The 22,926-nt window shown below is 60.3% G+C and carries 20 protein-coding genes and 2 pseudogenes; 4 read left to right on the top strand and 18 right to left on the bottom strand.

The window, feature by feature from the left end; translation table 11 throughout:
- From AC1ECN_RS21125 to melA (AC1ECN_RS21080), 10 genes and pseudogenes are all read right to left on the bottom strand, one after another.
- Positions 1-141: pseudogene (locus tag AC1ECN_RS21125) on the bottom strand (thermonuclease family protein); the annotation flags it as partial.
- 169 nt (positions 142-310) lie between these two features.
- Entirely contained in the window at positions 311-532 is a 222-nt protein-coding gene (locus AC1ECN_RS21120) for a hypothetical protein (protein WP_018069898.1), read from the bottom strand.
- Positions 533-744: 212 nt separating this feature from the next.
- Positions 745-951, bottom strand: a complete 207-nt coding sequence (locus tag AC1ECN_RS21115) for a hypothetical protein (protein ID WP_024319922.1) — start codon at positions 949-951, stop codon at positions 745-747.
- Between the two features lie 185 nt (positions 952-1,136).
- The gene (locus AC1ECN_RS21110) at positions 1,137-1,376 is read right to left on the bottom strand and encodes a DUF982 domain-containing protein (protein ID WP_018497060.1); all 240 of its coding nucleotides are present in this window, start codon (positions 1,374-1,376) and stop codon (positions 1,137-1,139) included.
- 357 nt (positions 1,377-1,733) lie between these two features.
- Positions 1,734-3,104: an alpha-glucosidase/alpha-galactosidase gene (gene melA, locus AC1ECN_RS21105; protein WP_024319921.1), complete on the bottom strand. Its 1,371-nt coding sequence runs from the start codon at positions 3,102-3,104 to the stop codon at positions 1,734-1,736.
- A gap of 22 nt (positions 3,105-3,126) precedes the next feature.
- The gene (locus AC1ECN_RS21100; protein ID WP_477954005.1) at positions 3,127-4,794 is read right to left on the bottom strand and encodes an ABC transporter ATP-binding protein; all 1,668 of its coding nucleotides are present in this window, start codon (positions 4,792-4,794) and stop codon (positions 3,127-3,129) included.
- Between the two features lie 10 nt (positions 4,795-4,804).
- On the bottom strand, positions 4,805-5,941 hold the full coding sequence (locus tag AC1ECN_RS21095; RefSeq protein ID WP_017968293.1) for an ABC transporter permease: 1,137 nt from the start codon (positions 5,939-5,941) through the stop codon (positions 4,805-4,807).
- Between the two features lies 1 nt (position 5,942).
- Complete coding sequence (locus AC1ECN_RS21090; protein WP_024319918.1) at positions 5,943-6,950, bottom strand: ABC transporter permease; 1,008 nt, start codon at positions 6,948-6,950, stop codon at positions 5,943-5,945.
- A gap of 117 nt (positions 6,951-7,067) precedes the next feature.
- Positions 7,068-9,155: an ABC transporter substrate-binding protein gene (locus AC1ECN_RS21085; protein ID WP_477954003.1), complete on the bottom strand. Its 2,088-nt coding sequence runs from the start codon at positions 9,153-9,155 to the stop codon at positions 7,068-7,070.
- Positions 9,156-9,277: 122 nt separating this feature from the next.
- Entirely contained in the window at positions 9,278-10,744 is a 1,467-nt protein-coding gene (gene melA, locus AC1ECN_RS21080; RefSeq protein ID WP_130660464.1) for an alpha-glucosidase/alpha-galactosidase, read from the bottom strand.
- A 59-nt stretch (positions 10,745-10,803) separates the two neighbouring features.
- Here melA (AC1ECN_RS21080) and AC1ECN_RS21075 point away from each other — a divergent pair, with 59 nt between their 5' ends.
- Positions 10,804-11,829, top strand: coding sequence for an AraC family transcriptional regulator (locus AC1ECN_RS21075; RefSeq protein WP_197726577.1), 1,026 nt, complete (start codon positions 10,804-10,806; stop codon positions 11,827-11,829).
- Between the two features lie 77 nt (positions 11,830-11,906).
- On the opposite strand, the gene AC1ECN_RS21070 is transcribed toward AC1ECN_RS21075, so the two are convergent.
- From AC1ECN_RS21070 to AC1ECN_RS21040, 7 genes are all read right to left on the bottom strand, one after another.
- The gene (locus tag AC1ECN_RS21070; protein WP_130655399.1) at positions 11,907-12,449 is read right to left on the bottom strand and encodes a potassium channel family protein; all 543 of its coding nucleotides are present in this window, start codon (positions 12,447-12,449) and stop codon (positions 11,907-11,909) included.
- A 93-nt stretch (positions 12,450-12,542) separates the two neighbouring features.
- Positions 12,543-13,235, bottom strand: coding sequence for a hypothetical protein (locus AC1ECN_RS21065; protein WP_017968854.1), 693 nt, complete (start codon positions 13,233-13,235; stop codon positions 12,543-12,545).
- A gap of 31 nt (positions 13,236-13,266) precedes the next feature.
- A complete protein-coding gene (locus tag AC1ECN_RS21060) occupies positions 13,267-13,836 on the bottom strand; it encodes an OmpA family protein (protein WP_130656916.1) in 570 nt (189 codons plus the stop codon).
- A gap of 27 nt (positions 13,837-13,863) precedes the next feature.
- On the bottom strand, positions 13,864-14,292 hold the full coding sequence (locus tag AC1ECN_RS21055) for a cysteine rich repeat-containing protein (protein WP_130655398.1): 429 nt from the start codon (positions 14,290-14,292) through the stop codon (positions 13,864-13,866).
- Positions 14,293-14,343: 51 nt separating this feature from the next.
- Complete coding sequence (locus AC1ECN_RS21050; RefSeq protein ID WP_018069886.1) at positions 14,344-14,613, bottom strand: hypothetical protein; 270 nt, start codon at positions 14,611-14,613, stop codon at positions 14,344-14,346.
- A 336-nt stretch (positions 14,614-14,949) separates the two neighbouring features.
- Complete coding sequence (locus tag AC1ECN_RS21045) at positions 14,950-16,461, bottom strand: DUF1254 domain-containing protein (RefSeq protein WP_130674085.1); 1,512 nt, start codon at positions 16,459-16,461, stop codon at positions 14,950-14,952.
- Positions 16,462-16,526: 65 nt separating this feature from the next.
- Positions 16,527-17,960: a DUF1254 domain-containing protein gene (locus tag AC1ECN_RS21040; RefSeq protein WP_018069884.1), complete on the bottom strand. Its 1,434-nt coding sequence runs from the start codon at positions 17,958-17,960 to the stop codon at positions 16,527-16,529.
- A 357-nt stretch (positions 17,961-18,317) separates the two neighbouring features.
- Between AC1ECN_RS21040 and AC1ECN_RS21035 the strand changes: the two genes are divergently transcribed.
- Positions 18,318-20,126 carry an adenylate cyclase gene (locus AC1ECN_RS21035; RefSeq protein WP_130655396.1) on the top strand — a complete coding sequence of 603 codons (1,809 nt, stop codon included), beginning with the start codon at positions 18,318-18,320 and terminating at the stop codon, positions 20,124-20,126.
- Between the two features lie 308 nt (positions 20,127-20,434).
- Positions 20,435-21,670, top strand: coding sequence for an alpha/beta hydrolase (locus tag AC1ECN_RS21030; RefSeq protein ID WP_477953998.1), 1,236 nt, complete (start codon positions 20,435-20,437; stop codon positions 21,668-21,670).
- Here the strand turns inward: AC1ECN_RS21030 and AC1ECN_RS21025 are convergent.
- A pseudogene (locus AC1ECN_RS21025) lies at positions 21,667-21,954 on the bottom strand (integrase core domain-containing protein); the annotation flags it as partial. The gene AC1ECN_RS21030 and the pseudogene AC1ECN_RS21025 sit on opposite strands and share 4 nt — an antisense overlap.
- A gap of 143 nt (positions 21,955-22,097) precedes the next feature.
- On the opposite strand from AC1ECN_RS21025, the gene AC1ECN_RS21020 reads away from it, so the two are divergent.
- Positions 22,098-22,436, top strand: coding sequence for a DUF2147 domain-containing protein (locus tag AC1ECN_RS21020; protein WP_130655394.1), 339 nt, complete (start codon positions 22,098-22,100; stop codon positions 22,434-22,436).
- Positions 22,437-22,926: the final 490 nt, after the last annotated feature.

Here is a 22,926-nt window from a genome sequence, read left to right as displayed (position 1 = left end):
GGCCTACGCAGCGGATCGGGCGCGATTTCGAAAGGAACTCGTCGAGTGCGAACGCGGCATCCTTGCCGCAACGGTACGGCCTCCCTGAACGTCGCGACAGGTCCGCCAGCTTTCCGGAGCATCGATCCCATTCAACCGGATCCGCTCGTCATGGGCGAAGCCAGCGCCGAGTTATGGCGGGAGTGTCTATGCGGGTGGCTATTATCGTAAGATTGGCACCTATGTGCGCGGGTATAGCTGACGACGATAATCACTCGCAAAAGGGTGGGGAGTTTATGACAATTTCCCTGCGACGGTTGGGCTTTAAGCCTTAATATTGTCGAGCATCGAATTCTTCAATCGTTTCGGGGTCCTGCTGATATTCCCATTGCACACCGTTCAGCCGGCGCCAGATTTGTCCCGACGGGTTTCGGGCGGCGCCGTCGACGAGTGGCACCGGCAAGAGTGTCTCGTATTTGTGCCAGAGTGTGACGTCAGCGACCTTGGCCTGCTTGGGCTTGCGGAACAGGTTGAAAAGGAGTGCGAAGTCCATTGGCCGATTTTTCTCCAAGGGACTCAACTATAGGGACATTTTAGGTACTTTCAAGTACCCAAATTTGAGGAATTCGCCGCGCGGAAAATATCGGCGCCACTGCTCACGAGTCGCATGCGTCATAGATCGAACAAAGATCAGCTAGGGGCCTGATTGCGAACGCCGCACAGAGGCCTCTGAGGTAGCAAAGACGCCTCCAATTCTAGAAGCGCCTACATATCCGCGTTGTCGTTGAACGGCAGTCCGCGAGTTCTCCATTCGTCCCTCAGTATATCTTCCAGTTCCTCGACCGTGAATTCGTCGAAGTTTGCCCAGAGCTGCACGGCCAGCGCCTTCAAATTCGACGTTGTTTCTGGGTCAGCATCGGCCGCCGCGGCAAGCCGATAGATTTCCTGGCGGAGTGCATCACTCTCTGTCATGTCGCTCCTCATGGCACTGCGCCAGCGCCTCCTGTTCAATGGCAGGTAACGAACAAGGTAATCCCTAAAGGCCTCGCACAGTTCCGATGAATCTCCCGATTTCAGTTGAGGCCGGCGAGCGCGTTGCTCACGGGACGTCGAGGGCGGGAGGCATGATCCAATTTCTCACTTGGAACGAAGCGATGTTACGTTTGTCGCAGGATGCCGGCCTCCTTCGCCGCAGCCTCAAATGCAGCTCGCGCTTCCGCACCGGGAACAACGCCATTCGCCGCGTCCAGACATACCTTCCGCGCTGTCGCGTAGCTTGCGCTCCTGTTATCGGGCCAGGATTTCTTCAAAAATGCGACCGCCTCTCGAGCGCTCCTGATGACGTGAAAACGATCATCTATCTTCAATTCGACGTTCGCATCCCAGATGCTGATCATGGCGTCCTCCGTGGGGCAGGCTTCCCACAAACGTATATTAGGAAGATCTGTTCCAAGCGGACGATCCGGTCGGAATTTTGGCAGCAGCATGAGGCTCTTTCGTTTTAACCCAACAACCGCTCGCGATAGCCGTCGCTGTTGCGCTGCGTCCTACCGCCGTGCTTCGAAAGCTTCGCCTTATTTTCGGTTAAGCGCCTTCGATTCGGCTCTGCAGGCGCATTCAAGAAAGTGGTGACAGGATGCCGATCCGGCCATGCGAGTCACGTCCCCAAATCGCAAAACGCCCCCTCCCCACGCAAAGAGCCCCGCGGTTGTTGCGACCGCGGGGCTCCTTGACGCCTTACCCGGGAGAGGGGGTCAGGCGGCCTGTACCTTGCGGGTCGTGCGCGCCCATTCGGGCAGCCAGTCGCCGTGGGTGGCGAGCAGATCGTCCACCAGCGACCAGATCTGGTCGAGGTCGAGTTCGGCTGCCGTATGCGGATCCATCATCGCGGCGTGGTAGATGTGCTCGCGATTTTCCGTCATCAGCGCCTGCACCGTCAGCTCCTGCACGTTGATATTGGTGCGGATCAGCGCCGTCAGCTGCGGCGGCAGGTCGCCGATGAAGGTCGGCTGGATGCCGGAGGCATCGACGAGGCAGGGCACCTCGGCGGCGCAATTGGTCGGCAAAGAGGTGATGCAGCCATTATTGCGGACATTGCCGTAGATCACCGAGGGTTCGCCCGTCCAGACCGAGTTGATGATCGAGGAGGCATATTCCTTCGACGGCTGAACCTCGATCTTGTCGGCCGAACGATAGGCCTCCGCCTGCCCTTTCCAGCGCTCGATCTGCTCGATGCAACGCTTCGGATATTCATCGAGCGGAATGCCGAATTTCTCGATCAGGTCCTCACGGCCTTCCTTGATGAAATAGGGCGTGTATTCGGCGAAATGCTCCGAGCTTTCGGTGACGAAATAGCCAAGCCGCGTCAGCATCTCGTAGCGCACCTTGTTCGGGCAGCGCGGGTTCCAGCCGGGCTTCGGCGCCCTGCCCTCGCGATAGGCGCGCAAAAGGTCCGGATAGAGATTGCGGTAGGAACCGTCCGGCTGGCGATGCTCGAATTTGAGATAGAAGGCCATGTGGTTGATGCCGGCCGCGCGGTAACGGATTTCCTCGTAGGGAATGTCGAGGTCATGGGCCAATTCCATCGCCGTGCCCTGCACCGAATGGCAGAGGCCGACCTGGCGGATGGTCGGATATTTCTCTGATATCGCCCAGGTGTTGATCGCCATCGGGTTGACATATTGCAGCATGATCGCCTCGGGGCAGACGGCGAGCATGTCCTCGCAGACTTTCCAGAGATGCGGCACGGTGCGGAGCCCGCGCATGATGCCGCCAACGCCGAGCGTATCGGCGATCGTCTGGCGCAGCCCGTATTTCTTCGGCACTTCGAAATCGGTGACCGTGCAGGGCTCATAGCCGCCGATCTGGAAGGCGACGACGACGAAATCGGCGCCCGACAGCGCCTTGCGCTGGTCGGAATAGGTTTCCGCCTTCGCCTTCACGCCGAGCGTCGAGATCAGCTTGTTGACGACGATGGCGCTTTCTTCCAGCCGCTGCGGGTTGAGATCCATCAAGGCGATTGTCGCGCCTGACAGGGCCGGACGCTGCAGCACGTCGCCGACGATGTTCTTCATGAAGACGGTGGAGCCAGCTCCGATGAAAGTGATTTTGGGATTTCTTGCCATTATAACCTCCGGCATTCGGCAATCATGCTACCTCGAAAGCGGCCTTGACGAGCCGTTCGGTGTAGGCGGTCTTGGGATGGGTGAGAACCTCGTTGACAGGGCCCTCTTCGACGATCTTGCCATGCTGCATGACGATGACGCGATGGCAGAGCGCCCGCACCACTTTGAGATCGTGGGAGATGAAGAGGTAACTTAAGCCGCGCTCGTCCTGCAGCTTGCGCAGGAGTTCGATGATCTGCGCCTGAACGGAAAGGTCGAGCGCCGATGTCGGCTCGTCGAGCAGGATAAATTCCGGCTCCAGCGCGATGGCGCGGGCAATCGCGATACGCTGGCGCTGGCCGCCGGAAAATTCGTGCGGGAAACGCGACAGGATATTTCCCGGCATGCCGGCGGCGACAAGCGCCTCGCGCACCCGGTCCTGGCGTTCGCCCTTGGTCGCGCCCAGCCTGTTGACGACGAGCCCCTCCTCGATGATCTGGCCGATCGTCATGCGCGGGTTGAGCGATGAGAAAGGATCCTGGAACACCACCTGCATGCGGGCGCGCAAAGGCCGCATCTCAGCTCTGGAAAGGCCGTGGATCGGTTGATGGTCGAAATGGATCTCGCCGCTGTCCGGCGTGTTCAGCCGCAGGATCGCCTGGCCGAACGTCGTCTTGCCGGAGCCGGATTCGCCGACGAGACCGAGCGTCTCGTGACGGCGCAGCGTCAGGTCGAGGCTGTCGACGGCGACAAGTTCACGCATTGCCGGCCTGAGAAAGGTGCCGTGACGCATCATGAAGGAGACGCGCACGCCCTTGGCATCGAGGATGACATCCGACCCTTCGGGCAGCGGATTGGCCTGGCCACGCGGCTCGGAGGCAAGCAGATGCCTGGTATAGGCGTCCTGCGGATTGGCAAACAGCGCTTCGGTGGTGTTGTGCTCGCGCACTTCGCCAAGCTGCATCACATAGACGTAATCGGAGAACTGCCGCACCACGGTCAGATCGTGGGTGATGRGGATGACGGCCATCCCCAGCTCCTTCTGCAGGTTGCGGATCAGGTTCAGGATCTGCGCCTGCACGGTGACGTCGAGCGCCGTCGTCGGCTCGTCGGCGATCAGCACGTCCGGATCGTTGGCAAGCGCCATGGCGATCATCACGCGCTGGCGCTGGCCGCCGGAAAGCTGATGCGGATATTGCATGAGCCGCGCGGCAGGATCGGGGATCTGCACATGTTCGAGCAGTTCGAGCGCGCGCTTTTGCGCATCCCTCCTGCTGATCCGGCGATGGACGCGGATCGCTTCGACGATCTGGCTGCCGATCGTATAGATCGGGTTGAGCGAACTCATCGGCTCCTGGAAGATCATCGAGATGCGGTCGCCGCGCAGCTTGCGGCGCGCCCGCTCGGAAAATTTCAGGATATTGCTGCCGTCATAGGCGACCGTCGATTTCTCGGAGACGACGGCGCGTTTCGACAACAGTCCCATCACCGTTCGCGCCGTTACCGATTTGCCCGAACCGGATTCGCCGACGATCGCGATGGTCTCGCCGCGATAGAGCTGAAAGGAGACGTCCTTGACGGCTTCGACCATGCCGTCCTCGACCTTGAAATTTACCGCCRCATTGCGGGCGTCGATGATTGGCGTGTCCGAACGGCCATCATGGTCGTGGCGGACGGGCGGGGCGAAGGAATTGACCAGTGCAAGAGCCATCTTCATCACCTCAATAAGGATCGACCGCGTCGCGCAATCCGTCGCCGAGCGCATTGAATGCGAAGACGGTGACGAGCACGAAGCCGACGGGGGAGAGAATCCAGGGATAGGAGCCGATCACCGAATAGGTCGCCGTATCCTGCAGCATCAGCCCCCAGGAGATCAGCGGCGGCTTGACCGCAAAGCCGAGGAAACCGAGGAAGGATTCCAAGAGCACGACGCTCGGTATATGCAGCGTCACCGCGACGATGACGTGGCTCATCACGTTCGGGAAGATGTGCTGCATGATGATGCGCGTGTCGGTGGCGCCGACGGCCATTGCTGCCCTGACATAATCGATGCGGGCAAGTGCTAAGGTCTTGCCGCGCACCTCGCGCGACATCTGCGCCCAGCCGAGCGCCGACATGACGGCAATGACGAAGGCCAGGAAGACGTTGGTCGGCGCCGTCACCGGGATCAGCGAGGTCAGCGCCAGATAGAGCGGCAGCTGCGGGAAGGCGAGCACCAGTTCGACGAAACGCTGCAACCAGATATCGAATGTGCCGCCGAAATAGCCCGACACCATGCCGACGGTCGTGCCGATGATGGTGACGATGAAGACCACCGTCAGGGCAATGGTCAGCGAAATGCGCGAGCCGATGATGGCGCGCGACAGCACGTCGCGGCCGAACTTGTCGGTGCCGAGGAAATGCACCGGCTGGCCGTCGGTCGAGCCGAAGAAGTGCCGGCTTGCCGGGATCAGCCCGAAGAGCTGGTATTCAGCGCCCTTGACGAAGAAGCCGAGCAGCCGCGGGTTGTCGTAGTCGATGCCGACGATCGGCTGGAAGGTGACGGGGTCGAGCTCTTCGGAATCCGACAGCGCATAAACGCGCGGCTGGAAGACGAAATTGCCGTCCTTGTCGTGGAAGCTCATCACCTGCGGCGGCGCGAAGCCGACATCCGTCGCCTTCGGGTCCATCGGCGCAAAGAAATCGGCAAAGATCGCCATGACGATCAAGAGCACGACGAGCACCAGCCCTGCCATGCCGGTCCAGGAGCGCCTCAGCCGGCGCCAGACAAGGGCGATATAGCTTTCATGCCCACGCGATGGCTTGTTGATGGAAAGTTCTGTCGTCGGCGGAGGTGGCGCGGAGTCGAAAGCCAGCATTTCAGGCTCCTCCATATTGGCGGACACGGGGATCGAGCAGGGCGAGCAGCATGTCGGCGATGATGTTGCCGACGATCAGCGTCGCCGACAGCACCATCATGAAGGTGGCGGTGACATAGACGTCGCCGACCGCCATCGAGCCGACGATCGCCGGGCCGACGGTCGGCAATGCGAAAATGATCGCGGTTTCGATCTCGCCGGTCAGCATGTAGGGCAGCACGACGCCCTGGTACATCACCAGCGGGTGCAGCGCGTTCGGCACCGCATGGCGCATCACCACGGCTGCGCCGGAAAGCCCTTTGGCCTTGGCCGTTTCGACATATTGGGCATTCAGCGTATCGAGCAGATTGCCGCGCATGACGCGCATATTGTAGGCGAGCCCGCCGAAGGTGGCGATCGCCACGACCGGCCAGACATGGTGAACCAGATCGGCGAACTTCGCCCACGACCAGGGCGCCCCGCCATATTGCGGCGAGAAGAAGCTGCCGATTTCGGAGACGTTGAGCTGGAAGACCAGGAGATAGACGATGATCAGCGCCATSAGGAAGCGCGGCACCGTCATGCCGAGGAAGGAAATTCCCGAAAGCAGGCTGTCGATCCAGCTATATTGTCGCGTCGCCGCCCAGATGCCGAAGCCGATGCCGAGCACCGAGGCAAAGAGATGGCAGACGAGCGCCAGAAGCAATGTCCGCGGCAGGCGTTCACCGACGACATCGGCGACCGGCTTGTTGTAAAACATGCTGTAGCCGAAATCACCGCGGGTCACGATCCCGCCGATCCAGTTGACGTATTGGACGACCATCGGCTTATCGAGGCCGTGCTCGACCCGGTAGAGCTGCGCCTGCGCTTCAGCCTGGGCATAGGACGCGCCGCCCTGGTTGATCAGCTGTGATCTTATATAATCGGCGTAGTCGCCGGGTGGTGCCTGGATGATCGCGAAGGTCACCACGCTCAGGATGAAGAGAATGGGGATCGCGGAGGCTATGCGCACGAGCAGGAATCGTAACATCGAACGGTTCGCTTCTCCTTGCCGCCAGTCGCTCCTTGTCAGCGCGGCCGGCTTGTTGGTCATGTCAGGCCGCGCGCGGCACGCGCGGCCTGGAGCTCACTTCAGCTGGGAGGGAGCTTAGTTTATCGGGCCCTTTTCGCCGGGCTTGCCGGGCAGTTGTTCGGGGAACAGCTCGTATTTGCCCTGCTTGTCCGCAGCCACCCACAGGCGTTCGCGGATCACCGAATCTTCAGCCCAGTTGAACATCATGATCGGCGTACCCTGGGGCACGTTGGAGAACCGCTTGTTGACGATCAGGGCGCCGGGATATTCCGTCAGGCCGACGGTATTGACGTGCTCCGTCGAGATCTTCTGATACTGCTTCATCAGATCGACGCGCTCGTCGTTGTTCTGGCTCGTCCTGAACTTGTTGACGACATCGACAAGCTCCTTTTCGAAGGGCATCAGATCAAGCTGGTCATCCTTGCCGGCGCGATGGTGCCAACTGGTGCGCGGACCGACAGGGGCGAGCTGCTCGGTGTTCTGCACCACCGACGACAGCTCCGTCGTGTTGCGCTGGATCAGCCAGTCGAAGCGGCCCGCATAATGGGCGTCGTCACGCTTGGCGCCGTCGAGCGCATTGATGACGATCTTCAGCCCGAGCTTCTCCATCTGGCCGACGACACCTTCGGCAAGGCTCTTGTCGGTCGTGTACTGATTGTTGATCAGCATGACGATTTCGACATCCTTGCCACCCGCCGTGCCGGCCGGGAAGTTGACGACGCCATCGCCATCCGTGTCCTTCAGACCGGCCTTGGCGAGCTCCGCCTTGGCGCCCTTCAAATCAAAGGGATAGTAGACGGTGGAATTGCGGTCGTAGAAGCTGGTGCCGGAGGACAGCCCGCCTGGATAGATCGCCGTGAACGGCCYCTTGACCAGCGAGTCGCCGATCGCCTTGCGGTCGAGCGCCATGGTGACGGCCTTGCGGAAGTCCTCGTTGCGGTTCAATTCGCGGATCGCCTCGCCGCGCTCGTCCGGGTTGCCCCAGCCATTGGCGGAGAAATTCATGCGCAAGTTATAGCCGATCAGGCGCGGGCCGAAGGCAAGCCGGGCGGGCGCGGTCTTCTCGGCGGCGCGCTTCAGCGAAGCGACGAAGTTTTCCGGCTGCTCGAGGTTGGAGAAATCGGCGGAGCCTGCCAYGGCCTGAACGTCACGGTCGGCCCAGGTCGAGAGCTTGTAGTGCAGCTCGTTGAGATAAGGCAGCTGATCGCCCTTCTCGTCGACCTTCCAGTAATAGGGGTTGCGCCGCATGACGATGATGTCATCCGGGCGATATTCGACCGGTACCCAGGCGCCCATGACCGGCATGTTCATGAACTCGGGCGGGAAGGCGTTCTTGAACTGGTCGTAGGTGTTCTTCGAATATTTCGGATGCTTCGACTTCAGGATGTGCGACGGACCCGGGCAGAAATTCGGGTAGGACATGGTGTAGAGATATTGCTTCGGGAAGGCCTCCTTGAAGGTCCATTCGACGGTGTAATCGTCGACCTTCTTCAGCGTCGTCCCGGCGCCGAAGGCTTCCGGCGATGCGCCGCCACCGAGCGGCGAGACGTTCGGGTCGATGACTTCGTCGTCCCAGTAGAACATGATGTCGTCGGCGTTGAACGGCGCGCCGTCAGACCATTTGGCGCCTTCGATCAGGTGCATGGTCAGCTTGTGGCCGTCTTCGGACCAATCCCAGCTCTTGGCGAGGTTCGGCAGCGGCTCGGTATCTGAGGCCTGCACCTGGAACAGCGGCGCGGTGCGCGTCAGGCATTCGGAAAGGCCGATATCGATGCCGCCCCAACCCTGCGTCTGGCCGGCGCCGTAGTTCCAGCCTTCCGGCCGGCCGCCGATGACGTGGCGCATGGTATCGCCGTAGACGCCGATGCCGTCGGGCATATTGCCGGTCTTGAAGACCAGCGGCTCCTTCGGCAGGCGGTCCTTGACCGGCGGCAGCTTGCCGGTGGCGACGAAATTCTTCGTGACCCAGTCGGGCTCGTGATATTCGGGCAGCGCCTTGAACTCCAGAATGGAGTCGCGCCCGACATAGTTGATCTTGCCTTCGGCGGGGAAATCCGCCGGCGCCGGCGGAACGGTTGCCTCGGAGGCATATGCATTCAGCGCCGCGGCTGAGACGCTGAGCGCCAGTCCGGCCAGAATGCCTGCGTTACGGAAATTCATCATCGTTTCTCCCTCTTGTTCCGGAGCGCGATCACGCGGCTCCTTTTCCTCGAACGACATGAAAGCGGGTCTGATGTCATGGATTTCCCTCCCGGAAACCCATGACGACCCATCCTTCACAAAAATCAGACGGCCTTTTTCAGCGCCGCCTTTTCCGCGCGCAGCTCCTCGATCGAGCGAACGTTGCGGCGTGCAGCCCCCGCCCAGTCGCGGGTCTGCACCTTCGATTTCGACAGCCGCTCCTTGGCGGCCGGCACGGCATGGGCATATTGCGGCAGCCAGGCGGCCTGGGCAACGACCATCTCGTCGACCATCTGCCAGACTTCCTCGGGCGTCGAGACGGCGCCGACCAGCGGATCGTGCAGCACGGCAAGCTTCAGAAGGTCGATATCGCCTGATATGGCCGCGTGCACCGACATGCGCTGGACGTTGATCGAGGAAATGCAGGTGGCCGCACAGGCTTCCGGCAGGGTGACGCCGGAGACCATGTTGATGCCGAAGCGATCGACGAAGCCCGGCGATTCGATGATCGCATCCGAAGGCAGGTTGGTGATGACACCATTGTTCTTGACGTTGAAATGGCCGCGATAGACCCGGTTGGTCTCCAGCGCCTCCAGGATATGGCTTGCGTGCTCGTTCGAGCGCTTGGCAGGATCGATTGGCTGCGAGGCGGATTCCAGGAATTGCGGATATTCCGTCTCGAACCAGTTGCGCGTTTCCGTCGAATGACGGAGGTAGCCGCCGGTCTCGCCGTGGATCCAGTCGGACATGTCGATCCAGCGGGTGATCTCGTCCGGCCGCTTGCGATACCAGGGCAGGTATTCCGAGAGATGGCCGTTGCTTTCGGTGGAATAGACGCCGAAACGCTTCAGCACGTCGATGCGCAATTTCTCCTGCTGCGAATAGACCGGATGCGCCTCGAAGGCGCCGATCAGCTCGTCCTTGCCGATCCTGCGACCGTTGAGGCGCAGGTCGATGAACCAGGTCTGGTGGTTGATGCCGGAGCAGATATAGTCGAGCTCGCTTACCGACTTCGCGCCGAGCACCTCGGCGATCTGCTCGGCGCCGTGCTGGACGCCGTGGCAGAGGCCGACGGTATCGACCTTGCCGTATTCGATCGCCGCCCAGGTGTTCATCGCCATCGGGTTGGCATAGTTCAGGAATTTCGCGCCGGGCGCCGCCACTTCGCGGATATCCTTGCAGAAGTCGAGAATGACGGGGATGTTGCGCTGGCCATAGAGGATGCCGCCGGCGCAGATGGTATCACCGACGCACTGATCGATGCCGTATTTCAGCGGGATTCTGATATCGTCGGCATAGGCCTCGAGCCCACCGACCCGGACGCAGCTGATGATGTAGCGTGCGCCTTCCAGCGCCTGGCGCCGGTTGGTCGTAGCCGTCACCTTCGTCGGCAGCCCGTTCGCCTCGACGACGCGATCGAGGATCGCCTTGATCATCTCGAGATTATGTTCGCTGAGGTCGGTCAGCGCGAATTCGATGTCGCGAAACTCCGGAACGCACAATATGTCGGTGAACAGCTTCTTGGTGAAACCGACGCTGCCCGCACCGATGATAGCGATTTTGAAACTCATGATCTTCACCTCGACCCAATCGAATGCTAAGGAAAAGAAGTTATGGAGGATCAGGCCGCATGCTGACGCATGTGGCTGAAAACGCCGTAAAATCTGCCTTTTTCCTCCCGGCCGCTCTGTCGACCGTGGTCTCTTCCTCTTGTCGAGCGGGATTATGCCCGAAATCGGCAGGGCGACCAGAGAAGGATTATGCTTTCAGGGGTAATTTTGTGCTGCAGGATTTGATCGCCAACGGACAGTCGATGAGGACGGTTTCGCTGCCCCGCGGCCGCCAGCGGCTGCACGCCATGCCGACCAGCGCCGGCTATGAAGTGCGCGAGAACGAGACCTATGACTGGGACGGCCGCCGGCGCGGCCAGACCCCCTTCACCGTGCTGCAGCACACGATCAGCGGCAGCGGCAAGCTGCGCTATCAAAACCGCAACTATCGCCTTCAGGGCGGCGACACGCTGCTCGTTCTGGTGCCGCACAATCATCGCTACTGGCTGGAGAAGGGCGACCGCTGGGAATATTTCTGGATCTCGATGAATGGCGAGGAAACGCTGCGTATCCACCAGATGGTGCTTTCGACCGCCGGCCCGGTACTGAAGCTGCAGCCCTCGACCGTCGATCATCTTGCCGATTGCAGCCTGCGCCTCGTCAAGGGCGCGACATCGCCGGGTGCCGCCTCGGCGATTGCCTACGAAGCGGCGATGGCGCTTTACGACGACGTCTTCGGTTCGCCGGCCTTTGCCGCCGAGCTCAGCCTCATGCAGCCGGTGATCGACCATATCAATGCCAATCTCGAAAAGCCGCTGCCGGTCAGCGAGCTTGCCGGCATCGTTGGCCTCAGCCGCGCGCATTTCTCGCGCAGCTTTGCCGAGAGCGAGGGCATGCCGCCGGCCGAATTCGTGCTGCAGCAGCGCCTGCAGCGCGCCGTCAAGCTTCTGACCAAGGCCGACTTCCTGCCGGTCAAGGAAGTCGCCATCATGTGCGGCTTCGAAGACCCCAACTATTTCTCCAAGGTCTTCCGCCGCGTCTACGGCACCAATCCCACAGAATTCCGCACGACGGGCATGTATGCCAGCATCGGAAAACTGAGATAGCCGGCTAGCTGCTAAACCAGTTGCTTCAGGCCCGCACCTCGAACACCATGTTGAACGGGGTTTCCGTCGCGGTAGATTTACCCGCCTTCTGGAAATCTAGCGACTTCGTGATCGAGAGGGCGAGCATCCTGATACTCCGCTTTTGCCTCTATCACACGCTCCTGCCTCGCCCGCAGGCGGTCGAACTTGCCGAAGTCGGTCATGACGCTGACCAGGACGCTACCCGTCCAACCGAAGGTGAAGAGGCCCGACATGCCAATGATCGGGCCGAGGAGACGCCACCGATCCGGGAGAGTGACGGTTCCCTCGCCCAGCGTCGTATAGCTCTCAAGCACGTAGTAGTAGCTGTCACGCATCGAGGGGATGATGGCCCTGACATAGAGAGGCATCGCCCAGATCAGCGTTTCTGCGAAATGCAGAATCGCCAGCGCGGCGATCGTCGCGGCCAGCATCGAGTTCAGATGCCAGTGCGGCGTGGCCTTCGTGACGCCTGCCCATGACTTGCTGAACTGAAGGCTGATGCTCCGGATACCAGCGCCGTGTACGAAGATGACCACAACGAGAAACACAGTGCCGACGAGTATTTCCAGAACTGGATCAGGATTCGATAGATGGTCCAATTGCTACGTCCTCGGTCTTGCAACGCCCGCTGGAAGGGCAGTTAGCCTTCCAACGCGCCGAAACCAGCACTGGCATGTTGCTGTACCCTGGCGCTAGTAGCAGGGTGGATAGGGGTAATATCCGCAAGCCGGAGGCGGATAATAGCGACGATCCTCTGCGACTGCGGCACCGATTGCCGCCCCCGCAACAACGCCCGCTCCGTAATAGGCGCCCGGATGGGCATACCATCCGCCACGCCAGACGGGGGCGCGAAAACCAGCGCCTCCGACGGCGACGCCCCCGTAAGGACCACGTGCCGCAAACCAGTCGATGAACAGCGATGCGGGGCCGTCGGCTCCGGCGAGATCACCTTCGAGCACGGCCACGTCGAAGGTGAGGTTTGCTCCCTCGAGCTTTGGCGTCTTCAGGACGACCACCGCATCGGCGACCGAATCTCCCTTTCCGCTCAGGACCGATATCGTCGCATTGGGAGGATCCTTGGCAAAGCTATCTGCCCCCTCGCCCCACTGCTTGATGAACTCGGAGGTCAGTACGTGACCTGCAGAGCGCACCGGGCGATCGGCAAACACGATAGACACTGCCGAGATGCCGCTCATCGTCAGTTTGCCGTTCTCGAGCCTCGCCCCTCCGGAATTGAGGACGGCCAGCGACGGCACCATTTTTGACTTAGGTGCGCCGATGGTCTTCTGCGCGGGCGCCGAGATGGCGTCCTGCGCGAGAACCGGCGTTGACGACAGAAGACCTGCTGCGATTGCGATCAGGCACATATCGGAAATTCTAAGCATTTGCTTCCTCCCGTTTTTCCACTGAGTGGCGTTATTTCAACAGTCCCAAGTTGATCAGTTGAACCCGTCGATTGTCTGACGACTCCGGGTGACCTGGATCAATCGGCCATTCCTCGCCGGCTCCTACTGAAAAAAGGCGATCCGGCGAAACCGCAAAGGTGGTCGAGAGCGCTTCGTTGATCGCGTCGGCGCGCTTCTGGCTGAGTTCGAGATTGTGCTTGGCGGTTCCCGTCGCGCTCGAGTGTCCGACGATCAGGAACTTGTACCGGAACAGGTCAGGATGGTGCAGGGCGTCGGCGATGAGCCCGACGGTGCGGTAGGATTTTGGCTCGATGGCAGTCGAGTTGTTTTCGAAGTCGATCTCGACGATCAACTGCGAGAGCTCTGACAACTTGTTCCAGTTGGGCAGGGTCGCGACGCCCTTCCCGACATTGGCGTTGGCTTCCTCCACAAGCAGAGCGACGTCGACGGCGGGAGCCGCCGCCTTGACCTGTCCGAGAGTGGTCATGATTTGCGTGTTGTCGAGCTGCTGGGCAAAGCCGATGCACGGAGCCATTAGCAGGCCGAGCACCAGCGAAATGCGATGGCCATGAACGATCATCGTGTTCTTCCTTTTTCCGGTCATGGTTCACCGCCATCCAGCGTCGGTGATTGCCTGGTTGCAACCCTTGTTGTCCACGCGCTTCGTCTCGACGAGGCAGGAGAGGATGTTCCCGTCGCCCTTCACGCTGTTGCAGTATTGGGAGATGTCATGCTGGCAGACCTTGAACACCGACGCCTGCGCCTCCTGGCGCTGGGCAATCGATGACATGACGCTGCCAAGGGTCGCCGTGCAGGTCGGGGAGACCTTAGACGCGTTCTTCTCGAGGCAAGCCTGGATGCGGCCGTTCCCGAGGTTTTCGCCATTGCAGAGCTTCTTGATGTCGGGGCCGCACTCCTTGGCGAGGGTCGTGACCGCATCGGCGTAGCTCATGGTGTCGGCGCGCCCGACGCCGGTCAGGGCGAGGAAGCCGGCGAGCGCCGCGCCTGCGAAGATGCCAAGTCTGTCTATCATCATTGTCCCTCCTGGAGCGATTGATCTGATCTGGTGTGCGTCGAATGCCTGGTGTTATCGTCGTGGCGGTTTGAAAGGGACGACCGCGGCTCTGTCCAGGGTCTGCTCGATCTCGGCCCGCATGCTGTCGATCAGTTCCCTATATTCGGCGAGGCGCTCGTCACGCTCGGGAGCGGTTGACCGTTCCCATCGCACTTTTTCGTTGTTCGCGATCTCGAAGTCGTCGCAAAGGTCGCGAAACCCCTCGCTGCGCAAAGCGAACTCCTCGATCGCATCAGCACGGTCCTTGAGGCAGCTCTTTACGAAACCAACACCGTTTGCCATCCGGTTTCATCCATTCGCGTGCATCGCCTGACAGCAGGCGATCTCAGGACATGATGGTACAAATCTCTCCTATCGGAGCGACCGGCCATGATTGCGCCCCCTCGCCCTGCCGCTCTTTCCTTGTCGCCGTCCCTGCTCTGTTGGCGTTCGCTTCGAACGCCGCCCCCACGAGATACGGCCTGCCTATCTCCGGATCGACGAGATGGGCGCCGGCCGATACACGCAGCTCGTCGTCTGAATCGATACTTGGCCGCCCCCCGGAAGTTGACGCCGTCAGTGGCGCCTAGAATCTCCCCTTGCTCTTACTCGATGGCCTCAATGGCAGGAGGGATCCGATCACTGCACCAGTTCGATCTCGTCCGGCTTCCAGGTCTTGTCGAACCACGGTTCCAGCGGACCGTAGAGGCGAAGGATCATGAACCAGCCCTTGCCCGGAATCGTCTGCACCCAGTTGTTCTCCATTCCCGCCGGCGCCTTGGCTCCGAAGAAGACGTCAGTCGAACCATCCGCATTGACCTTGACCCCTTTGTTTTGGCTACTGACGCTTGGGGCTTGCTGGTCGGTTTGGACCATCGAGCGGGTCTGGTTGTCGTAGACGATGACCGACCAAAAATCCTTGACCGGGATATTTGGCGGAAGGCGCAGCTTGTAAGTCTTGCCGCCATCGAAAGGATCGCCCTTCGAATCCTGTACCGACCAGGGATATTGCGAGCCCTGGCCCACCATCTTCTCTTCCATCGCCGGCGTGACGCCGATGGCGAAGTAATAGTAGAAGACAGCGCCATCCAAGTTGCTGACACCGGGCGCCGCCTCGAACTTGTAGCCGCCGAAAAACGGCAGGCGCCAGGTGCTGTCCGGATAGAAATACGCATCCTTCGCGCGAACCTTGAAGGCGATCGTCCTCGCCGTCACGGCGCCGATGTTGGCGGCGTCGGCGAGAATTTTCTTCATCCGCTCGTCGGGATTGAAGGGCCGACCCTTGACGATGCCGATCGACGCGAACAGGCCCAAGGTGGTGGGATCGGAACCGTCCGCCGGCTCCTCCTGGATGACCTGGTTCAACAGGTTCCAGAACGAGTAGTCACCCGGCGCGATGAAGTTCGACGGAGTTCCCGAGGCATTGACGAATTTCATCGGCGGCGGATTATCGGCCTCGTCAAGGGGATAGATCCGCAGGTTCTTCTTGACTGAGTCAACACCGGGTTGCGTGGATCCGTCCACAACGAAAGCGCGAAAAACGAGGTAATTGCCGAAGGTGCTCGGCCGCAAAACGTGATATCCCGGTGGTATGTCGCCCTTGAATCCAGGCGGCAATAGGAGGTACTTGCCACCCGCGCCCTTGTCGGCCCCGGTAATGCCGATGTCGCCCACCCACTTGTACCAGAAGTCGTCGACCATCCCCAGCACTTTGGGTGGAATCTCGGCGACCAGCGGTCCCTTGCTCGTGTCGACCCAAACGTAGTTGTAGATCGTGTTGTCGTTGGCCGTCAGCTCTACGGACCTCGGATCGACCAGATTYTCCCAGATCACGTCAGTCTGGTTATCTGGTCCGAACTTGCGCAGCGAATCRCGCATGCCGGCCTGATTGACGATCGGGATCGCCAGCAGATAAGCCTGCAGTGCCCGCGAGCGGTCTAGGTTGTCGTAGATTTTGTCGACGGTATCGACCGTCGGGTAGCCGTAATTGAGATTCAATGTTCCGATCGAAGACTCGATTTTGTCTGGCATGGCCACGCCCGATGCGAAAGGCGTCGTCATCTTGTAGGTCGGTGTATCGGCGGAAGCGATACCCAGACCCATGAGTGCCGACACAGCGGTGGCGCAGAGCAGTCTCGTCGAACGTATCATTGCTTTCTCCTATTGACCTCCAAAGCCAGGCATCAGGATGGTCGGGATGATTTATCGTCGGACAATTATTTCGCTACATGGATGCCGGGCGGCTGCCAGGTGCCTTTGCCAGCAGGCAGGATCGAAGGCGCTTCCGTCTTCGGCCAGTACAGACGCATTACCAGGTAGATCGTGTCATTTGGCGCAGGCAGCCAATTTGCCGCCTTTTCCACGCCGGGGCTGTCCTTCTGGATGTAGAGGGTGAGCGAACCATCCTTGTTCTTCTTCATGCCGTGCAGCATCGGAGAGTTGATGAGGTAGCGGTTGATCGGGTTCTTGATCAGGAGCTGGCTCTTGCCGTCATAAATCGTCACCGACCAGAAGGAGTTCACCGGCGGGAGTTGCCCGGCCGGAAAGGTGAGAGTGTAGTTGTGCTTGCTGCCGTCGAGCGCTTCCCCCGTCGCATCCGTTCTGGTGAAAGGATACATGGCCTCTGCTGCATCGTTGCCATAGAGGCCTGCCTTTGCGGCTCCGGCCCGCAGCAACCAATCGCCGTTGTAGAAGGCTTCGTCGCCAAGAAGCGAGCTGACGTTCCAGCCGTTGATGGGTTTGTTTCCGCTGGCCAGCCATTTGTCGATTTTATCGTCGCCTTGCTTCATGCCCACCAGGATTTCGGCCTTATGTTCGAGCGATAGATCCTTCAACTCGAAGGTCTTGCCCGGACCGATGCCGATCTTCGTCAGTTTCGCACGGATTTCCTTGTCCCGTGGCGTCTCGGGGACGTATTGCAGTGCCGCGTCGAGATATTGGAAGAAGTTGTCCTTGATTCCGGAAGTGGTGGCCGGCAGGAAATCGATCTTCGGCGCGGCCGGCGGGGCGGGTTGCTTCAGGAAAGCGGAAAGCGGCTGCGCCTTGTAGCCGGCCTGTACCTTTTCCACGTTCGGCATATCTTCGACGTTGATAAGCTGAGTCCGAAAATTGGCGAACACGAACGGGGTGGTCGAGGAAAAGACTTGGCTGATGCCGGCCGGTTTCTCGCCTTTCCAGTCGGGTCCGACAACCAGATAGGAACCCGGAACGTTTCCCGTAGCGCGGCTGCCGATATAGCCAAAGTTATAGGTGTTGCCGTCAATCAACTGCACCGAATAATAGCGCTCCTTTTCCACCGCCGACACGGAGATCACCATCGGCTCGGCGCGCAGATCCAGCCACAGAATGGAGTACGGCGTGTCGCTGTTGGGCGTGACGACCGCCGTGTCTTCGTAGGTCGCCACGTGGTTGAGGTTGTCGATCTTATTGAACGGCGCCTTGAACTGGCTGGACTTCGGGTCGACGGCGAACTCGTGCATGACCGCATAGTTCATCACCAGCGGCAGACCGTAGATGAAGCCTTCCTCGGCGATGTCCTTGGCCTCGATGATGCCGGGATAGCTTTGCGCCATCAGCCTGCTTGGCCTTGCAATCGCGGCGCCGGCAGCGATCGCCGCGGCGGAGCGAAATAGATCCCGCTTCGTCAACATTTGCCGTACTCCTGTCTTATTCGATGAGTTATCGAATCCCCTGCGGCAGCACTTCCGGCCCATCCAACCGGGAGACACGGGGTTGCTTGCGACCGCGATGGTGGCCGAGCACTGTAAAAGCGCAAGTATGTAACTGTAACATACGAGTATGGCGCCCGGCGCCGCGGACACATGGTGCGGGTGATCAGGGCAGCACTACACAATACCTACCTGGATAGATCGGTTCGACGTGGAGCGATTACACCCGAAGATCTTACCTTTGTGGACGACATTCAATTTCTAGTGTAGGTTACGGTCCGTTGGGGAAATAAGCTACTTCGTGCATACGCGGCCTCAAGAGCGGGTGAGGAGAAGGCCATGCAGAACCAATCGCCACCGGCGCGCGATGCAGCGCTGGGTTTGTCGCGTGCTCCACCGAACCAGGACGAGATTCGCGCGCAGCTCGAACATATCCTTTGCAGTCATGAATTTCCGAAGGTAGGTCGAAGCGCTGCCTTCCTGACCTATGTCACGGAGGAGGCGCTTGCCGGTCGGGCCAACCGCATAAAGGGCTACTCGATTGCCATCGAAGTGTTCAAGCGGGGCGAAGGGTTCAGGCAGGACGATCCCGTAGTCCGAATAGAGGCTGGACGGCTGCGGCGCACGCTGGAGCGCTACTATTTGATCGCCGGACAACATGATCCGATCAGAATCGACATCCCCAAAGGCGGTTACGCGCCGTCTTTCGTCTGGAACGAAGAGGCCCCGGCGTCTTCTGACGATCGGCTTTCGATACTGCGCCGACGATTTCAGAAATTGACGCCATTCGGTCTAGGAGCTGGCATCATGCTCGGCGTGGTCATGGCGGCGGTGGCCGCTTCTGCCTACTTGCTACCGATAGGGTTGGGCTCTACATCCCACGAATCCATCGAGGAAGGTCCGACGCTCGTCGTCGCCCCGTTCGCCAATCTCGGAGACGGGCCGCAGGCTGCCCTTTATACGGCGGGCCTGACCGAGGAGCTTCTGACCGCCCTTCCTCGCTTCAAGGAAATCAGGGTTTTCGGTCGCGAGACATCGAAGTCCTTGCCCTCCGGCGTCGAGGCGTCCCAGGTGCGTGGCGAGCTGGGCGCCCGCTTCCTCCTTGCGGGCGGCGTTCGTGTTTCGGGTGACCGCATTCGCGTGACGGCGCGCCTGCTTGATACCGATAATGACGAAATCCTGTGGTCGCAGACCTACGACGACGACATCAAGAGTGGCGATCTGTTCAACATTCAGTCTGATGTAGCGAACAAGGTGGCGAGCGCAGTGGCCCAGCCCTATGGCATCATGGCTCAGGCGGACGTCTCCAATCCGCCCCCTGACGATCTTGGCGCCTACGCCTGCACGCTGAGCTTCTATGGATACCGAGCGGAATTGAGCGCCAAGCGGCACTTGGACGTGCGGCAGTGCCTCGAAAGCGCCGTCGCCCGTTATCCATCCTTTGCCACCGCATGGGCGATGCTCTCCATCATCTATCTCGATGAGGACCGGTTCCGGTTCAATCCGAACACCAACGGGTCGCCTCCGATTGATCGCAGCCTGCAGGCGGCCCGTCGCGCCGTGCAGCTGGATCCGGACAACACGCGCGCCCATCAGGCGCTGATGACGGCGTTGTTCTTCCATCAGGAGGTTTCCGAAGCCCTCCACGTTGGCGAACAGGCATTGGCGACCAATCCAAACGATACCGAACTGCTCGGAGAGTTTGGTACGCGTGTCGCGATGAGTGGGGATTGGCAACGTGGTGCTGAACTGCTCGACCGCGCTCTTGCCCTCAACCCAGGTGGCGGCGGCTACTACCATGGCACCCGCGCGCTCGCCGCCTACATGCTGCATGACGACGAGACTGCGGTCATCGAGATCAAGCAGGCAAATCTACAGAAGTTTCCGCTCTACCATGCCGTCGCCGCGGTCATCTACGCGAATGCGGGGATGATGGATGACGCCCGCCGCGAGGCTTCCAGTTTCAACGCGATGCGGCCGGATTTCATTCCCAACGTGGTGGCCGAACTCAAGGCGAGAAACTTCCGACCCGCCGACAGGGCAAGACTGATCGCGGACATCAGAAAGGCCGGCCTTGCCGCGTCTGACGAGGTGGAGGCGTCGATGCTCTGGCGGCCTCAAGGATCGGCTGTGCTTGTGCCGCGGTAGCGCTGCGGGAGGGCGGTGCACCGAGCTGTTTCGGTACAGATGCTACCAGATGTTACGGGCTTTTGCCGTCGTCCGACTGTAGCGTTGCCCGCATTGCAATGATCGATCTAGAGGGGTACGTGTCGTTGGCCAGGCAATCACGAAGGTTTGGCGCTGCACCGTCGGGGTCTACTGCTGTTAGGACGAGGCAGTCGAGGGGCTGTCAAGACATTGTTGGATGAGGGCGATGCGTGGGCAGAAATAGTAGCGTTGCGCGGGCGTCGGCTCCTGCGAGTTGGTTTCGTTGGCTTCTTGTATGTGCGGCGGCCATGGCACTTGCGGGATGTGGCGGCCATCCAAAGGACGTGCTGACACCCGTGGCCGACACGTCGCCGCAGTCGCCGAAGGTCGACATGTTGATCGCGACGACCCGCACTCGGTCGACCGTTCCAGGGGAGATGTTCAACGGAGAACGTGCGCTGGCCCCGGCCTTCGCCGACATGACGATCTCGATTCCGCCCAGCAAGGTTCGCAAGGAAGGACAGGTCGCCTGGCCGAAGAGATTACCGTCCAATCCGGCGACCGACTTCGCGACCGTGAAGGCCGACGATCTCAACGTCGACGAGGCCAAGAAGTGGCTAAGCGCGAGCGTCAGGAAGACCCCCGACGGTAGTGTCCTTGTCTTCATCCACGGTTTCAACAACCGGTTCGAGGATGCGGTCTACCGTTTCGCGCAGATCGTTCACGACTCCGGCGTCCATAGTGCGCCCATCCTGGTGACATGGCCGTCGCGCGGCAGCCTGCTCGCCTACGGCTATGACCGTGAGAGCACCAACTATACCCGCAACGCCCTGGAGACGCTTTTCCAGTATCTGGCAAAGGATCCCGAGGTGAAGGAAGTCTCGATCCTCGCGCACTCGATGGGCAATTGGCTGGCTCTGGAATCCTTGCGCCAGATGGCTATCCGCAATGGCCGGCTGCCGGAGAAGTTCAAGAACGTCATGCTGGCGGCTCCCGACGTCGACGTGGACGTGTTCCGGCAGCAAATCGCGGATATGGGAAAGCAGCACCCACAGTTCACGCTGTTTGTCTCCCGTGACGACAAGGCGCTGGCGTTTTCGCGCCGGGTCTGGGGCGACGTCTCCCGGCTCGGCGCCATCGACCCGGAGCAGGCCCCGTATAAGAAGGAGCTCGAGGACAACAAGATCATGGTGATCGACCTTACCAAGATCAAATCCGGCGACAGCATGAACCACGGCAAGTTCGCGGAATCGCCACAAATCGTGCAGCTCATTGGCCAGCGTATATCCGAGGGGCAGACGCTGACCGACAGCCACGTCGGAATTGGCGACCAGATTTTGGTGGCGACCACCGGAGCTGCGACGGCTGCTGGGAACGTTGCCGGCCTGGTTCTCGCAGCACCCGTTGCCGTAATCGATCAGGACACTCGCGACAACTACGCCACCCATGTCGGAACCCTGGCGGGCACGAGTGGGACGCAGCCGGCCGCAGCAGCGGTGAAGCACTGCGCGGAAGGACGACCGACGCCGAACTRCACACGCTAATATTCGAGGTTCTGGCCCAGCTGTTCAGTCCCTAATCTGAATCGTTTCGGCTCGGATGTCCACTGCTTGCAGATGAACTCGTAGGGCGTGAGCCCTTTGTGCGTCTTCAATCTTCGCCCGAAGTTGTAGGCGTCGATGAAGTCGGCAAGATGCTTTTTCAGTTGTGCGTGATCGTCGTAGTGGAAGCGCTTGACAGTGGCTTCCTTGATGGTCCGGTTCATCCGCTCGACCTGTCCGTTGGTCCAGGGGTGCTTCACCTTCGTCAGACGATGCTCAATGCTGTTACCGGCAATGCTTCTCCGGATTGRCTTTGGGCGTTCGTTTCCACGATCAGCAGTTCGCAAACCGGACAGAGCATACCAGAAGCTACGAGCCTCGGATGGCGTAAGCAGGTAGTCTCCGGGCCAATTCAACCGAGGAGGACATCATGAACCGCATAATATTCGCTGCCGCCGCCCTCGCAGCCTCCGCCGCCATCGCCTATGCACAAGACCCGATCGTCGGGAACTGGAAGACCGAACTTGGCGATACCGCCGCGATCGCTGCCTGTGGCAGTGGCTACTGCATCACGTTGAAGTCCGGTAAACATGCCGGCGAGCAGATCGGGAACTTCAATGGCAAGGACGGGAGCTACGAGGGCAAGATCACCGATCCAGATGCGAAAAAGACCTACGACGGCTCCCTGACGGTCTCCGGCAATGCGCTGAAGATGAAGGGCTGCGTCCTCAAGGTAGTCTGTGAGTCGCAGACCTGGCCCCGCCTTTGACGGCTGCACTAGGATAATATCGACGAAGCCCGCCTCAACTGACGGTTGGTGAAGCTGTGGCTTAGCACGTGTTTCTCGCGGGCCAGCAGAGCGAAATTCTCCGTCGTTCGTCATCACCTKCTTCAATGTCGACCCGGTTCCGCCAACAGTTCCAGGGGGCCTCCCAACCCGATCACTATGAAGACGCCCTCCCCTTGGACGGCTACCATGAGCGGGAGCGAGCTTCGCAAGGTGCGGTTTCCGTGGGCCTTCAAACGTCGGACAAGTAGCGTCTCAGGATCAAAGGCCCCATGACCATGATCCTGTCCTCCTTGATCGCTCCGAAACCTGGCTTGAAAAGCCTATGCGGGAGATGGAATCGGTCTGGTCGACGCTTTGGCAGGACTTCGTCCGGATGGGGCCGGAGAACTGCCCGTCTTTCATCATCGTCAAATGCCGGGGGATGGTCTGTTTGCCGGCATCGGAAAACTGAGATAGCTGGCAACCTGAT

Source organism: Rhizobium sp. 01N447_2, from assembly GCF_056399245.1.
Note: the sequence above shows the minus strand (reverse complement) of the source record. Positions and strands in the feature narration are given on the sequence as shown.

Coding starts and splice junctions, on each gene's coding strand:
- AC1ECN_RS21065 (WP_017968854.1), bottom strand. CDS start 13,235: ATGCTTAGAATTTCCGATATGTGCCTGATCGCAATCGCAGCAGGTCTT.
- AC1ECN_RS21110 (WP_018497060.1), bottom strand. CDS start 1,376: ATGATCAGCATCTGGGATGCGAACGTCGAATTGAAGATAGATGATCGT.
- AC1ECN_RS21035 (WP_130655396.1), top strand. CDS start 18,318: ATGCAGAACCAATCGCCACCGGCGCGCGATGCAGCGCTGGGTTTGTCG.
- AC1ECN_RS21120 (WP_018069898.1), bottom strand. CDS start 532: ATGGACTTCGCACTCCTTTTCAACCTGTTCCGCAAGCCCAAGCAGGCC.
- AC1ECN_RS21050 (WP_018069886.1), bottom strand. CDS start 14,613: ATGGCAAACGGTGTTGGTTTCGTAAAGAGCTGCCTCAAGGACCGTGCT.
- AC1ECN_RS21075 (WP_197726577.1), top strand. CDS start 10,804: ATGCTGACGCATGTGGCTGAAAACGCCGTAAAATCTGCCTTTTTCCTC.
- AC1ECN_RS21095 (WP_017968293.1), bottom strand. CDS start 5,941: ATGCTGGCTTTCGACTCCGCGCCACCTCCGCCGACGACAGAACTTTCC.
- melA (WP_130660464.1), bottom strand. CDS start 10,744: ATGAGTTTCAAAATCGCTATCATCGGTGCGGGCAGCGTCGGTTTCACC.
- AC1ECN_RS21060 (WP_130656916.1), bottom strand. CDS start 13,836: ATGATCGTTCATGGCCATCGCATTTCGCTGGTGCTCGGCCTGCTAATG.
- AC1ECN_RS21115 (WP_024319922.1), bottom strand. CDS start 951: ATGACAGAGAGTGATGCACTCCGCCAGGAAATCTATCGGCTTGCCGCG.
- AC1ECN_RS21055 (WP_130655398.1), bottom strand. CDS start 14,292: ATGATGATAGACAGACTTGGCATCTTCGCAGGCGCGGCGCTCGCCGGC.
- melA (WP_024319921.1), bottom strand. CDS start 3,104: ATGGCAAGAAATCCCAAAATCACTTTCATCGGAGCTGGCTCCACCGTC.
- AC1ECN_RS21040 (WP_018069884.1), bottom strand. CDS start 17,960: ATGTTGACGAAGCGGGATCTATTTCGCTCCGCCGCGGCGATCGCTGCC.
- AC1ECN_RS21020 (WP_130655394.1), top strand. CDS start 22,098: ATGAACCGCATAATATTCGCTGCCGCCGCCCTCGCAGCCTCCGCCGCC.